The organism is Caballeronia sp. AZ1_KS37 (assembly GCF_023631165.1).
In the GTDB taxonomy this organism is placed as follows: domain Bacteria; phylum Pseudomonadota; class Gammaproteobacteria; order Burkholderiales; family Burkholderiaceae; genus Caballeronia; species Caballeronia zhejiangensis.
In genome coordinates, this window is the sequence record NZ_JALQDP010000024.1 from 31,784 (window position 1) to 45,131 (window position 13,348).

Here is a 13,348-nt window from a genome sequence, read left to right on the forward strand (position 1 = left end):
TGCCTTGAACAGGTCGACCTGCGTCATGGCGTCGCATGACGCATGTAAAAACGCGGCGCAGCCTTTCGGCGCGCCGCGTTCGAACGCGGATTCCCGCGCGCTTTTACCATTCATGACGCTCGCGCCAGCGTTGCTCGCGGCGCATCTCGTGATGCCAGCGGCGCTCGCGCCATTCGTGACGACGCCATTCGCGCTCGCGCCAGCGTTCGTCGCGATCGCCGTATCCATATCCGTAATAGCCGACCGGCACCGCGGGCTGCGCGTACACGGGCTGCGTGTAGACCGGCACGCCCACGCCCACCGCCACATCGACGTGCGCGTTCGCCGATGCCGATATCGCAAGTGCCGCGAGCCCCGCCAGCCCGATCGCCGTACCAAGAAGTTTCTTCTTCATGCCGCTTTCTCCTTGCACCGAGTGCCGTGTGAGTCAGTGCAGTCTAGAAAGCGATGACGGATACAGGTGCAACGGGTTTGCCAGAAAGGTAACGTCAGGTAACGGTCAGCGAAAACGAAGGTGTCCTAGCGCACACGCTTGCCGGAACCGTCGATGACGACTTCGCCATCTTCCTTCGTGAACGGCCCCTTCTGCGCTTCGGGCAGGATATCGAGCACGAGCTCCGATGGCCGGCACAGCCGCGCGCCCTTCGGCGTATCGACGAACGGACGGTTGATGAGAATCGGATGCGCGAGCATCGCGTCGATGAGTTGTTCGTCGCTGAGGCTCGGATCGTCGAGGCCGAGTTCGGCGTATGGCGTGCCCTTCTCGCGCAGCGCTTCGCGCACCGACAGTCCCGCGCGCGCGATCAGCGCAACGAGCGTCTCGCGGCTCGGAGGATGCGTCAGATACTCGATCACCGCCGGCTCGATGCCCGCGTTGCGGATCAGTGCGAGCGTGTTGCGCGAAGTCCCGCACTTCGGGTTGTGATAGATGGTGACGGTCATGGCGGCGATGTCCCTGCGTTCGTGGATTAGCCATCGCATTCTAGGCGATGGCGCGATCGACAGCTTCGCGTCACGCACGCGACCGCGAGCGCCATGCGCGTTCAATTGCCCTGTTCAATCGCGGAGCGACGGCCTATAACGAAGAGTGCAGCGCGGCATGCGTCTTCTGCGGACCCGCGGGTCCCATTCGCCGGCAAGCGCACCGGCGCTCCGTCTGCATCACATTCGAACAAGTCCGGGAAACCCGTCGCGGCAGGCTCGCCGGGAACCGGCGCCAATATCCGCTCGCCAGCGCCATGCATGGCACATGCAGCACTCGTGGCACGTTCCGTGCGGATCAACGATTCGAATCAGCGAACAGCGTTGCGCGGCGTACACGCGAACGCGCCTTTCGATCAAGGAGTCGACATGAAATCACGTATCGCCATGGCGGCGCTCGCCGCCTCGTTACTCGCCACTGCCGGTCTCGCATCGGCTCAGCAGTCCTATTACCGCACCGCGCAGGTTCCGGGACAGGCCACCGCCGACACCTGGACCGATCCCGGCGCGCCCGCGCAAAGCGCCATGCAGGGCCAGTCGACCGACACGTCCTACGGCGGCTCGCCGATGACACGCGGCGCGGCCGGCGCAACCACGATGGGCACGATGGACAGTCCGGCCTCCAAGCCCTGCACGCGCGGGCCGCAATGCAATATCTTCTTCGGCCAGTGAATTTTTTAGACTGCGCCAGCATAGGTGCATGACCCGGCGCGTCCGTTCGGTGAGAACGGACGCGCTTCCCTTATCCACGGAATGGCCAGCATGCACTGCGACGAATCTCCCGCACCTCTCTTCGACGAAGGCTTCAACCAAGTCGTGACCGAGACGCGCGAGCCGGACGGTTCGCTCGATGCCGGCCGGAAGTAAGCGCGCGATGGCCACCTCGAAAAGCAAGACCGCGCGCATTCGCGTCGGCGTCGGCGGATGGACGTTCGAGCCGTGGCGCGGCACGTTCTATCCGGACGATCTGCCGCAAAAGCGCGAACTCGAATACGCGAGCCGCGCGCTGACGTCCATCGAAGTGAACGGCACGTTCTACGGCGCGCAAAAGCCCGCGACGTTCATCAAGTGGCGCGACGAAACGCCCGACGACTTCGTGTTCTCGCTGAAGGCGCCGCGCTACGCGACGAATCGCCGGGTGCTCGCCGAAGCGGGCGATACCATCGAGCGATTCTTCGGCAGCGGCGTGCTCGAACTGAAGGACAAGCTCGGCCCGATCAACTGGCAATTCGCGCCGACCAAGACGTTCGATCCGGAGGACTTCGAACGCTTTCTCGAACTGCTGCCCGCGAAAGTGGAAGGCCGCGCGATTCGTCACGCGGTCGAAGTTCGGCACGAGAGCTTTTGCGATGCGGCCTTCGTTGCGCTCGCGCGGAAGTATCGCGTCGCGGTGGTCATCGCGGGGGATTCGAAGTATCCGCAAATCGCGGATATCACCGCGCCGTTCGTCTATGCGCGCATCATGGGCACGACCGACAAGCAGGCGAAGGGCTATGCGAAAGCGGCGCTCGATCGCTGGGCCGAGCGCGCGAAGACGTGGTCGTCGGGCGGCTCGCCGGACGACTTGCAGACCTTCGGCAAGGCTGCGCCGAAAGCCGCATCGCGCGATGTGTTTCTCTACGTCATCAGCGGATTCAAGGAGCGCAATCCCGCGGCGTCGATCACGCTCATCGAACGTCTGAAAGGCTAAAGAACCTTTAGCGGACGAGACACGGCTTCTTGTTGTCGAACTTCCAGTTCGGAATCAGATATTGCATCGCGACGCCGTCGTCGCGCGCGCCGAGTCCATGCTGCTTGTACAGTTCGTGCGCCCTCTCGACTTCGTCCATATCCAGTTCGACGCCCAGGCCCGGCGCTTCCGGCACCTTCACTTTCCCGCCGACGATCTGGAGCGGATCGCGCGTCAAACGCTGGCCGTCCTGCCAGATCCAGTGCGTGTCGATAGCGGTGATCTTGCCCGGCGCGGCAGCGGCGACGTGCGTGAACATCGCGAGCGACACGTCGAAGTGATTATTCGAATGCGAGCCCCACGTCAGGCCCCAGTCGTTGCACATCTGCGCGACGCGCACCGAGCCTTGCATCGTCCAGAAATGCGGATCGGCGAGCGGAATGTCGACCGATTGCAACTGGATCGCATGACCCATCTGACGCCAGTCCGTCGCGATCATGTTCGTCGCCGTCGGCAGGCCGGTCGCGCGGCGGAATTCCGCCATCACTTCGCGGCCGGAGTAGCCGTTTTCCGCGCCGCACGGATCTTCCGCGTAGGCGAGCACGTCGTGCTTGTCGCGGCACAGGCGGATCGCTTCGGCCAATGACCACGCGCCGTTCGGATCGAGCGTCACGCGCGCATCCGGAAAACGCTCGGCGAGCGCCGTGACGGCTTCGATTTCCGCATCGCCCGCGAGCACGCCGCCCTTCAGCTTGAAATCGTTGAAGCCATAGCGCGCTTGTGCCGCTTCGGCCAGACGCACGACCGCCTCAGGCGTCAGCGCGACTTCGGTACGCACGCGGTCCCAATCGTCCTTGCCGTCCGCGCCGGACGCATACGGCAGATCCGTCTTGTGGCGATCGCCGATGTAGAACAGATAGCCGAGCATTTCCACTTCATCGCGCTGCTGGCCTTCGCCGAGCAAGGCCGCGACGGGCACGCCGAGATGCTTGCCGAGCAGGTCGAGCAGCGCGGCTTCGAGCGCGGTGACGGCGTGGATCGTCGTGCGCAGATCGAAGGTTTGCAGGCCGCGGCCGCCCGCGTCGCGATCGGCGAATTTCGTGCGGACCTGATTCAGCACCGCATGCAGATTGCCGACCGATTGCCCGACGACGAGCGAGCGCGCATCGTCGATCGTCTGGCGGATGTTCTCGCCGCCCGGCACTTCGCCGACGCCCGTGTTGCCCGCGCTGTCCGTCAGGATCACGAGATTGCGCGTGAAGAACGGACCGTGCGCGCCGGACAGGTTCATGAGCATGCTGTCGCGGCCCGCGACCGGCACGACGCGCAATTCGGTGACTTTCGGAGTGTTCGTGGACATGAGCGTGATCCTTCCCAGAGAGGTTGAAGCGGGTTTCAGTGCGCGCCTTGATGCGCGACGTGGCCGTCCGGCGTGCGATCCGAGCGGCGGTTGCGCGTGAAGAAGACCGCGACCGCCGCGATCAGCGATGCGACGCCGAGGCCGTACAAGCCGCCCGACACCGAGCCCGTATGTTGTTGAAGATAGCCGAAGGTCGCAGGCGCGAAGAAACCGCCGAGATTGCCGACCGAGTTGATGAGCGCGAGCACGCCAGCCGCGACGCGCGCATCGAGATAGCCTTGCGGAATCGGCCAGAACAGCGACGACGCCGCCTTGAAGCCGATCGCGGAGAAGCAGATGGCGACGAACGACAGCACCGCGTTGCCGGTCGTCGATGCGAACAGGCCACATGCCGCGATCACGAGCGCCACGGCGACCCACGCCTGCTGGAAGCGCCAGCGCGCGGAGAGCAGCGCGAAGCAGTACATCGCGACGATCGCGATCATCCACGGAATCGTGTTGTAGAGGCCGACCTGGAAATCGGTGAGGCCGCCCATCTTGCGGATGATCGTCGGCAGCCAGAAGGTCGCGGCGTAAATCGTGAGCTGAATCGCGAAATACATGAAGCAGAACAGCACGATCTGCGGATCTTTCAGCAGCTTGATCGCGGGAATGTGGCCGCCGGTGGCCGCTTCGCGTTCCGCCTGTTCGGATGCGATCGCGTTTTGCAGCGCGCGTTGCTCGTCGACGGAGAGCCAGTGAGCATCGCTGATGCGCGATTTCAGCAGCATCCAGCTCACGCCGCACAGGATGACGGAGAACCCGCCTTCGATCAGAAACATCCACTGCCAGCCGTGCAGGCCAAGACCGCGAATCGACAGCAGACCGCCCGTGATCGGGCCGGACAGAATCGATGCGAACGCCGAGCCGCCGAGGAAAATCGCGATCGCCTTGCCGCGTTCCTTCTGCGGCAGCCATTGCGTGAAGTAATAGATGACGCCCGGGAAGAATCCCGCTTCCGCGACGCCCAGGAGAAAGCGCAGCACGTAGAACGACGTTTCGTTCTGCACGAAGGCCATCATCGCCGCGACGACGCCCCACGTACCCATGATGCGCGTGAGCCACGCGCGCGCGCCGTACTTCTGCATCAGCACGTTGGACGGCACTTCGAACAGCGCATAGCCGATGAAAAACAGACCGCTGCCGAGACCGTACGCCGCCGCGCCGATGCCGAGATCGGTCTGCAAATGCGAGCTCACGAAACCGACGTTCACGCGATCGATGTAGTTCGCGATGAACATGATGAGGAACAAGGGCAGCACATGGCGCTTGACCTTGGCGCTGGCCGATTCGAGCAGATCGGCGGCTGGCGTGGCGGGAATCGTGTTCAAGGGATGTCTCCGGATCGCGTCTCGTGGTACGTTGTCTGATGACATTCTATGGCGAGATGCTTTCGGGGCCAATCGCGTGTTTACCCTTTCTCGGCTCTAGGCTTGTCGTATATGGCTTACACGCCGATGGACACGGAGCGCATGTGCGGACGCTGGCCCTTTAAACTAGGACGTCTGACAACTTCAGAAGCACAAAACCGGTTGCGAAAACGACACTGCCGGCGCGAGGCCGGCAGTGTTCAACGAAGACGGGAAATGCTGACGCTTACTTCTTGTCCTGCCCGATCTCGTGATTCGCCATGATCTCGAGCGCGCGGACCATGCCCGAGTGATCCCACGCCTTGCCGCCGTGCGCGGCGCACGCATTGAACAACTGCATGCACGTCGACGTGTTCGGCAGCGCGACGCCGAGCGATTGCGCCGTCGCGAGCGCCAGATTCAAATCCTTCTGATGCAGCTCGATACGGAAGCCCGGATTGAACGTGCGCTTCGTCATGCGCTCGCCGTGCACTTCGAGAATGCGCGACGACGCGAAGCCGCCCATCAGCGCGGTGCGAACCTTTTCGGCATCGACGCCGGCCTTCGATGCGAGCAAGAGCGCTTCGCCGACCGCCTCGATGGTCGCCGCGACGATCACCTGATTCGCGACTTTGCAGACCTGTCCCGCGCCGACTTCGCCGATCAGCGAGATGTTCTTGCCCATCAGGTCGAAAAGCGGCTTGACCTTGTCGAACGTGGCTTGCGCGCCGCCGACCATGATCGTCAGCGACGCGGCCTTCGCGCCGACTTCGCCGCCGGAGACGGGCGCGTCGAGATAATCCGCGCCCTTCTCGCGCACTTTCGCCGCGAATTCGCGCGTGGCGATCGGCGAAATGGAGCTCATGTCGACGACGATCTGACCGCTCTTCAGCTTGCTCGCGACGCCGTTCTCGCCGAACAGCACGCGTTCGACGTCCGGCGTGTCCGGCACCATGATGAAGATGACGTCGGCCTGCTCCGCGACGGCCGCGGGCGAATCACAGGCCGTGGCGCCCGCGCCGGTCAGATCGGCGGGCACGCCGCTGCGCGTGAATGCCGCGAGCTGGACGCCGCCCTTGAGAAGATTGGCCGCCATGGGATTGCCCATGATGCCCAGTCCGATGAAGCCTGCCTTTTGCATGTATCGCTCCTTGATGTCGATTTTCGATGCCGGTTTGTCGAGCGCGACGCTCAGTCCGGGATGAAATGTTTGCGCACGCCCTGCGCCGCGTTTCTGAGCATCCCCAGATCCGCGCACACGGCGACGAATGTGCTGCCCATTGCCAGATAGCGCTCGGCGTCTTCCTGCACGGGCGCGAGAATGCCGCTCGGCTTGCCGGCCGCGTGCGCGCGCTCGAACACATGTGCGATGACCGCCTGCACGTCCGGATGGTTCGCTTGGCCGATGTGACCGTACGATGCCGCGAGATCCGACGGTCCGACGAACAGCGCGTCGACGCCTTCGACCGCGATGATCTCGTCGATCGCTTCGACCGCCGCGCGGCTCTCGATCTGCACCGCGACGCTGATATTGTCGTTCGCGACCTGGAAGTAGTTCGGAACCGTGCCGTAGCGATTGCCGCGATGCCCGACCGACACGCCGCGGATGCCCTGAGGAGGATAACGCGTCGCGGCGACGGCGCGCTCGGCATCGGCGGCGCTGTCGACGAACGGAATCAGGAAATTGACGACACCGCCGTCGAGCAGCTTCTTGATCGCGACGGGATCGTTGGCCTGCGGGCGCACGACAGGCGCGCTCGGGCTGTCTTTCAGCGCCATCAATTGCGGGATGAGCGTGAGCGCGTCGTTCGGCGCGTGCTCGGCGTCGAGCAGCATCCAGTCGAATCCGACCACGCCGACGAGTTCGGTGACGATCGGACTCGCCAGCGACATCCAGCATCCGATCAGCCGCTTGCGCTCGCGCAGCGACGTTCGGAATGTATTGGGCAGCGGTTGATATGGTGACGAAGACGGCATGATGCCTCCCTGTGACGACGGCGATTTGATTGGAAAGCGGCAAGTCCGAACTCACGTAGTTATCGGACGTCTTAACACAGGGTACTGTGGAAACGCGGGAAAACGACAGCGGCGTAAACCCTGCATTCCTTTAGTTTAAGAGATTTCTGCTAAGAATCGTCTAATTCTACTTATACGATGTCTTATATCAATCTGCAGGACATGCGGGCCGCGTCGAATTGACGAAGCGTTCCCCACGCAGGAAGATGCGTCGTCGGACATCCCCACGCGCGAGGCTTATCGCGCCATGCGCGTCGACCGATCCTAAGCGAAGCCAAGACGTCCGACAACGGGCGTAAACGCCCCGCTTCCCAGAACAATATCCATCAGCAGCGAATCACCATGGCCAGTCTCACCGATAAAGTCGTCGCAACCCTGATCGAGGATATCGAACGCGGCGTTCTCCGTCCCGGCGACAAGATCCCGACCGAAGCCGCGCTGATGAAGCAACTGTCGGTGAGCCGGTCCGTGGTGCGCGAGGCGGTGTCGCGCTTGCAGGCGGCGAACGTCGTGGAAACGCGGCACGGCGTCGGCACGTTCATCCGCTCGCCCGAGGAACGCGAATCGGTGCGTCTCGCGGATGCCGACCTGTCGAACCTGCTGGACATCATGGCGATCATCGAATTTCGCATCGATCTCGAAGGCGCCGCCGCCGCGCTCGCCGCCGGCAGGCGCACGGACGCGCATCTGAAGCAGATCGCCGCCGCGCTCAAGCGCTTCGAGGAGCAACTCTCGAACGGAAGTACGGACGTGCTGCAACACGACGTCGAGTTTCACTTGCAGATCGCGCGGGCGAGCGGGAATCGCTATTTCCACGACGTGCTTAGTCAGATGGGACGCGGCGTCAGTCCGCGCACGCGGCTGGGCAAGGCCGAAATCGCGGAGCTGGATCAGATCGAGCGTCTGCGCTGTGTGCTGAGCGAGCACAAGGCGATCTATCAGGCGATCGTGCGTCAGGATCCGGACGATGCCCGCGCCGCGATGCGCATGCATCTGAGCAACAGCCGCGAACGGTTGAGACACGCGCATGGCGCTGCCGCCTGAATGAGCGCCGATGTTTTGGGCAGTGCCGCCACGTTGTCTGAGTAAACAAAAGAGTTCGTATGTATACGTGGTAGTAGTTAACAAGCTCGCCGCAAATCGGTGGATAACTGGCAATGCGCTTTTTACGTCAGAGGTTTACCGCGCCGACAACTCCGGTATGGCGGGCGTGGTTTCGGCCTGAACTCGGGACAACTTTCGCGTCGTTTCGACGGACGTCGAGTTGTTCAGAAAGCGCCAACAGTTAACGCGACGATGTGCCAACAAGGTTGTCCACAGGACGATGGCTTTGCATGAACCGAAGTCCGCGCGCGGAACGCCGTTCGAAGTGTTCGCGACGTTTCTCAAACTCGGCCTGACATCGTTCGGCGGACCGGTCGCGCACATCGGCTACTTTCGCGCTGAATTCGTCGAACGCCGGAAATGGCTCGACGACACGAGCTTCACCGATCTCGTCGCGCTATGTCAGTTCCTTCCCGGGCCGGCGAGCAGCCAGGTCGGAATCGCGATCGGCTTCGCGCGCGCAGGATGGATCGGCGCGCTGGCGGCATGGACCGGCTTCACGTTGCCGTCCGCGATTGCGCTGATTCTCTTCGCCCTCGGCCTGGCGCACTCGGCGCAGCTGATTCACTCCGGGATCGTGCACGGTCTCAAGCTCGCGGCGGTCGCCATCGTCTCGCAAGCGGTGTGGGGCATGAAGACGTCGCTGTGTCCGGACCGGTTGCGGGCCGGCATCGCCGTGGCCGCCGCGTTGATCGCGCTGACCGTGCCGTCGGCCGCCGGGCAATTGGGCGCCATCGCGTTCGGCGGAGTCATCGGCTGGCGGATGTTGACGCTGACGCATCTGGCGTCGGCGAAGCATCGGCGATATGGCATCGGCAGAACGCAGGGCGCGATGCTGCTCGCGGTTTTTTTCGTGCTGCTCGCTTTGCTGCCGGGGGTCGCCGGTTGGACCGGCGCGAACTGGCTCGCGATGGCGTCGGTGTTTTACCGGTCGGGCTCGCTCGTTTTCGGCGGCGGGCACGTCGTGTTGCCGCTGCTTCAGGCGAGCGTCGTGCCGAACGGATGGGTGCCCGACGATGTTTTTCTCGCCGGATATGGCGCGGCCCAAGCCGTGCCGGGGCCGCTCTTTACCTTCGCCGCGTTTCTGGGCGCGGTGATGCCCGCGCCGCTCGGCGGATGGATCGGCGGTTTCGCGATGCTCGTCGCCATGTTCCTGCCCGCGTTTCTGCTCGTGCTCGGCGCACTGCCGTTCTGGGAGACGTTGCGTCAGCGGGACGCGATACAGCGCGCGATGGGCGGCGTGAACGCGGCGGTCGTCGGCATTCTCGGCGCGGCGCTGTACGACCCGGTCTGGACGAGCGCCGTGCATTCGCGTGCGGATGTCGCGCTGGCGTTGGCCGCGTTCGGTTTGCTCGTCGTGGGGCGCGTGTCTCCGGTGATCGTCGTGGCGCTGACCGCGATCGGCGGATGGATGATCGGCGCGTGAAAATGAAAAAGGTCCGCGACATGCGCGGACCTCTTTATTCTTTTTCAGCCGATCAACCGACCTTATTCCACCGTCACCGACTTAGCCAGATTGCGCGGCTTGTCGACATCCGTCCCGCGCGCACACGCCGTGTGATACGCGAGCAACTGCAGCGGCACGACGTGCAGGATCGGCGACAACGCGCCGTAATGCTCCGGCATGCGGATCACATGGATGCCGTCCTCGCTGACGATGCGCGTATCCGCATCCGCGAACACGTACAGTTCGCCGCCGCGCGCGCGCACTTCCTGCATGTTCGACTTCAGCTTTTCGAGCAGCGCGTCGTTCGGCGCGACGGTCACGACCGGCATCGCCTCGGTGACGAGCGCGAGCGGCCCGTGCTTCAGCTCGCCCGCCGGATACGCTTCAGCGTGGATGTACGAAATTTCCTTGAGCTTCAACGCGCCTTCGAGTGCGATCGGATAATGCAGGCCGCGGCCGAGGAACAGCGCATTCTCCTTGCGCGCGAACTCTTCCGACCACGCGATGATCTGCGGCTCCAGCGCGAGCACGCTGTTCAGCGCAGCCGGCAAGTGGCGCAGTTGCGTGAAGTACGCCGCTTCGCGCTTCGCGTCGACGTGACCGCGCATCTTCGCGAGCGTCACCGCGAGCACGAAGAGACCGACGAGCTGCGTCGTGAACGCCTTCGTCGATGCCACGCCGATTTCGGTGCCCGCGTGCGTCAGGAATGCGAGTTCGGTCTGGCGCACCATCGCGCTCGTCGCGACGTTGCACACGGCGAGCGTGTGCTTGTGGCCGAGCGACTGCGCGTGCTTGAGCGCGGCGAGCGTGTCGGCGGTTTCGCCCGATTGCGAAATCACGACGACCAGCGCCTTTGGATTCGGCACCGATTCGCGATAACGATATTCGCTCGCGATCTCGACCTGCGTCGGAATCTTCGCGATCGATTCGAGCCAGTATTTCGCCGTCACGCCCGAGTAGTAGCTCGTGCCGCACGCGAGAATGAGAATGCTGTCGACCTGCGAGAACGCGTCGCGCGCCGCTTCACCGAAGAGGCTCGGGCTGAACTCGTCGGCTTGCGGAATCGTGTCGGTGATCGCGCGCGGCTGCTCGAAGATTTCCTTTTGCATGAAATGGCGATACGGCCCGAGCTCGACCGCGCCGCCGTACGCCGTCACCACGCGCACTTCGCGCTCGGCGGGTACACCTTCGCGATCGACGATCTTCACGCCTTCGAGACCGATCTCGACAACATCGCCTTCTTCGAGGAACGCGAAGCGGTCCGTGCTGCCGGCGAGCGCGAGCGCATCGGAAGCCAGGAAGTTTTCGCCCTCGCCCACGCCGACGACGAGCGGCGAACCCTGACGCGCGCCGACGACCGTATGCGGCTGATTCCGGTGCATCACCGCGATCGCATACGCGCCGTGCAGTTGCTTCACGGCCTCGCGCACGGTTTGAAAGAGATCGCCGCGATACATGCTGTGAATCAGATGCGCGATGACTTCGGTGTCGGTCTGCGACACGAACTCGTAGCCCTTGCCCTTCAGCATTTCGCGCAGCGACTCGTAGTTCTCGATGATGCCGTTGTGCACGAGCGCGACGGTATCGCGCGAGAAGATCGGATGCGCGTTGTCGGTGACGGGCGCGCCGTGCGTGGCCCAGCGCGTGTGCGCGATGCCGGTCATGCCGCCGAGGTTCGTCTCGCGCACTTGCGCGTCGAGATCGGATACGCGCGCGACGCTGCGCGCGCGGCGCGGCTCGCCGTTGCTCAGAACGGCCACGCCGCACGAGTCGTAGCCGCGATATTCGAGCCGGCGCAGACCTTCGACCAGCACCGAGACGATGTTACGTTGCGCTACCGCGCCGACAATTCCGCACATGGACGTTCTTCCTCTGAGACTTGCATTCGAAAGCGCGATGCACGATGCGCCGCGCGCGTTGGGCTGAATCTGACGTACAGCCTTACGACTTCTTCTTGACCGGGCGCACGTAGCCCGTCTTGCTCACTTGCGACTTCTCATTGAGCACCAGCTCGCCTTCGCCAACGTCCTTCCACACTGTCGTGCCGGCCGCGATCGTCACGCCGCGGCCCACGCGCACCGGCGCGACCAGTTGCGTATCCGAGCCGACGAACACGTCGTCCTCGATCACCGTGCGATGCTTGTTCGCGCCGTCGTAATTACAGGTGATGGTGCCCGCGCCGATGTTCACGCGCGCGCCGACATCCGAATCGCCGATATAGCTGAGATGGTTCGCCTTCGAGCCGCGCCCGAACACCGCATTCTTCACTTCGACGAAGTTGCCGACATGCGCTTCATCGCCGAGCGTCGCGCCCGGACGCAGCCGCGCGTACGGACCGAGCACGACGTTCGCGCCCGTCTTGCCGCCTTCGATGTGCGTGTACGCATCGATTCGCGTGCCCGCGCCGATGGTCGCGTCGCGGATCACGCAGTTCGGGCCGATCGTCACGTTGTCGGCGAGCGTCACGCGTCCTTCGAAGACGCAGTTCACGTCGATCGACACATCCGCGCCGCATTCGAGCGTGCCGCGCACGTCGATGCGCGCCGGGTCCATCAGCGTCACGCCCGCATCGAGCAGCGCGTTCGCGACGTTGCGCTGATGGATGCGCTCCAGCTCCGCGAGCTGGATCTTGCTGTTCACGCCGAGCGTTTCCCATTCGGCGTCCGGCTGCGCGGTGACGACTTCGACGCCCGCTTCGATCGCGCGCTCGACGACGTCCGTCAGATAGAACTCGCCCTGCGCGTTGTTGTTCTTCAGCGACGCGAGCCACGATTCGAGCGTGCGCGTCGGCGTGATGACGATCCCCGTATTGATTTCCGCGATGCGCCGTTCTTCCTCGCTCGCATCCTTTTGCTCGACGATCTTCTTCACCTTGCCCGCGGCGTCGCGCACGATGCGCCCGTAGCCCGTCGGATCGCCCACGTTCACGGTCAGGACGCCGTAGCGCTCCGCGCCCGCGGCGGCGATCAGACGTTCGAGCGTGCTCGCACGCGTGAGCGGCACGTCGCCGTACAGCACGAGCGTCGGAACCGATGGATCGAGCAGCGGCAGCGCCTGCTGCACGGCGTGTCCCGTGCCGAGTTGTTTGTCCTGCAGAGCGAACTGGACGTCCGGCGCGCCGACGGCCTCGCGAACCTTTTCCGCGCCATGTCCGACGACGACGACGAGCCGCGTCGGCGACAGCGTGCGCGCCGTATCGATGACGTGCGCGAGCAGCGGTTTGCCCGCCAATGGATGAAGCACTTTCGGCAGGGCGGAGCGCATGCGCTTGCCCATGCCGGCAGCCAGAATCACGATGTTCATCGCTGAAAGCCTTGCTGGTATGACGAGCCGCCAATTTATCACGCGGCTCTTTGGCGCAATGCGGCGAAACCCACGCTGCG

At 63.9% G+C, this 13,348-nt stretch carries 12 protein-coding genes; 4 read left to right on the top strand and 8 right to left on the bottom strand.

The features are described 5' to 3' along the window. Nucleotides 1–103: 103 nt before the first annotated feature. Together NCS00_RS13410 and arsC are read right to left on the bottom strand one after the other, a co-directional pair. The gene (locus tag NCS00_RS13410; RefSeq protein ID WP_008352663.1) at nt 104–394 is read right to left on the bottom strand and encodes a hypothetical protein; all 291 of its coding nucleotides are present in this window, start codon (nt 392–394) and stop codon (nt 104–106) included. A 125-nt stretch (nt 395–519) separates the two neighbouring features. After that, complete coding sequence (gene arsC, locus NCS00_RS13415; RefSeq protein WP_008352660.1) at nt 520–942, bottom strand: arsenate reductase (glutaredoxin); 423 nt, start codon at nt 940–942, stop codon at nt 520–522. 408 nt (nt 943–1,350) lie between these two features. On the opposite strand from arsC, the gene NCS00_RS13420 reads away from it, so the two are divergent. Both NCS00_RS13420 and NCS00_RS13425 read left to right on the top strand, forming a co-directional pair. Next, entirely contained in the window at nt 1,351–1,653 is a 303-nt protein-coding gene (locus NCS00_RS13420; protein WP_144403794.1) for a hypothetical protein, read from the top strand. 202 nt (nt 1,654–1,855) lie between these two features. Continuing rightward, nucleotides 1,856–2,671: a DUF72 domain-containing protein gene (locus NCS00_RS13425; protein ID WP_250440267.1), complete on the top strand. Its 816-nt coding sequence runs from the start codon at nt 1,856–1,858 to the stop codon at nt 2,669–2,671. 7 nt (nt 2,672–2,678) lie between these two features. Here the strand turns inward: NCS00_RS13425 and gudD are convergent, their stop codons facing one another. The 4 genes from gudD to garL all read right to left on the bottom strand — a co-directional run bounded on the left by gudD (nt 2,679) and on the right by garL (nt 7,375). Beyond that, on the bottom strand, nt 2,679–4,010 hold the full coding sequence (gudD, locus tag NCS00_RS13430) for a glucarate dehydratase (RefSeq protein WP_008352656.1): 1,332 nt from the start codon (nt 4,008–4,010) through the stop codon (nt 2,679–2,681). Nucleotides 4,011–4,045: 35 nt separating this feature from the next. Beyond that, nucleotides 4,046–5,380 (bottom strand): MFS transporter, encoded by a 1,335-nt coding sequence (locus NCS00_RS13435; protein WP_008352655.1) that lies wholly within the window; start codon nt 5,378–5,380, stop codon nt 4,046–4,048. A 265-nt stretch (nt 5,381–5,645) separates the two neighbouring features. Beyond that, complete coding sequence (locus NCS00_RS13440) at nt 5,646–6,656, bottom strand: 2-hydroxy-3-oxopropionate reductase (protein ID WP_268811673.1); 1,011 nt, start codon at nt 6,654–6,656, stop codon at nt 5,646–5,648. Further along, entirely contained in the window at nt 6,590–7,375 is a 786-nt protein-coding gene (gene garL, locus NCS00_RS13445; protein WP_175979608.1) for a 2-dehydro-3-deoxyglucarate aldolase, read from the bottom strand. The genes NCS00_RS13440 and garL overlap by 67 nt, the downstream gene beginning before the upstream one ends. A 381-nt stretch (nt 7,376–7,756) precedes the next feature. On the opposite strand from garL, the gene NCS00_RS13450 reads away from it, so the two are divergent. After that, the gene (locus tag NCS00_RS13450; protein ID WP_250440268.1) at nt 7,757–8,458 is read left to right on the top strand and encodes a FadR/GntR family transcriptional regulator; all 702 of its coding nucleotides are present in this window, start codon (nt 7,757–7,759) and stop codon (nt 8,456–8,458) included. Nucleotides 8,459–8,738: 280 nt separating this feature from the next. Next, nucleotides 8,739–9,944 carry a chromate efflux transporter gene (gene chrA, locus NCS00_RS13455; protein WP_250440269.1) on the top strand — a complete coding sequence of 402 codons (1,206 nt, stop codon included), beginning with the start codon at nt 8,739–8,741 and terminating at the stop codon, nt 9,942–9,944. Between the two features lie 62 nt (nt 9,945–10,006). Here chrA and glmS read toward each other — a convergent pair whose 3' ends face one another. Together glmS and glmU are read right to left on the bottom strand one after the other, a co-directional pair. Then, nucleotides 10,007–11,824, bottom strand: coding sequence for a glutamine--fructose-6-phosphate transaminase (isomerizing) (glmS, locus tag NCS00_RS13460; RefSeq protein ID WP_034473249.1), 1,818 nt, complete (start codon nt 11,822–11,824; stop codon nt 10,007–10,009). Nucleotides 11,825–11,906: 82 nt separating this feature from the next. Continuing rightward, nucleotides 11,907–13,268 (bottom strand): bifunctional UDP-N-acetylglucosamine diphosphorylase/glucosamine-1-phosphate N-acetyltransferase GlmU, encoded by a 1,362-nt coding sequence (gene glmU, locus NCS00_RS13465; protein ID WP_175979611.1) that lies wholly within the window; start codon nt 13,266–13,268, stop codon nt 11,907–11,909. Nucleotides 13,269–13,348 lie beyond the last annotated feature (80 nt).

Excerpts from the sequence above, each read along its gene's own strand:
- NCS00_RS13410 (WP_008352663.1), bottom strand. The coding sequence starts at position 394 with ATGAAGAAGAAACTTCTTGGTACGGCGATCGGGCTGGCGGGGCTCGCG.
- arsC (WP_008352660.1), bottom strand. The coding sequence starts at position 942 with ATGACCGTCACCATCTATCACAACCCGAAGTGCGGGACTTCGCGCAAC.
- NCS00_RS13420 (WP_144403794.1), top strand. The coding sequence starts at position 1,351 with ATGAAATCACGTATCGCCATGGCGGCGCTCGCCGCCTCGTTACTCGCC.
- NCS00_RS13425 (WP_250440267.1), top strand. The coding sequence starts at position 1,856 with ATGGCCACCTCGAAAAGCAAGACCGCGCGCATTCGCGTCGGCGTCGGC.
- gudD (WP_008352656.1), bottom strand. The coding sequence starts at position 4,010 with ATGTCCACGAACACTCCGAAAGTCACCGAATTGCGCGTCGTGCCGGTC.
- garL (WP_175979608.1), bottom strand. The coding sequence starts at position 7,375 with ATGCCGTCTTCGTCACCATATCAACCGCTGCCCAATACATTCCGAACG.
- NCS00_RS13450 (WP_250440268.1), top strand. The coding sequence starts at position 7,757 with ATGGCCAGTCTCACCGATAAAGTCGTCGCAACCCTGATCGAGGATATC.
- chrA (WP_250440269.1), top strand. The coding sequence starts at position 8,739 with ATGGCTTTGCATGAACCGAAGTCCGCGCGCGGAACGCCGTTCGAAGTG.
- glmS (WP_034473249.1), bottom strand. The coding sequence starts at position 11,824 with ATGTGCGGAATTGTCGGCGCGGTAGCGCAACGTAACATCGTCTCGGTG.
- glmU (WP_175979611.1), bottom strand. The coding sequence starts at position 13,268 with ATGAACATCGTGATTCTGGCTGCCGGCATGGGCAAGCGCATGCGCTCC.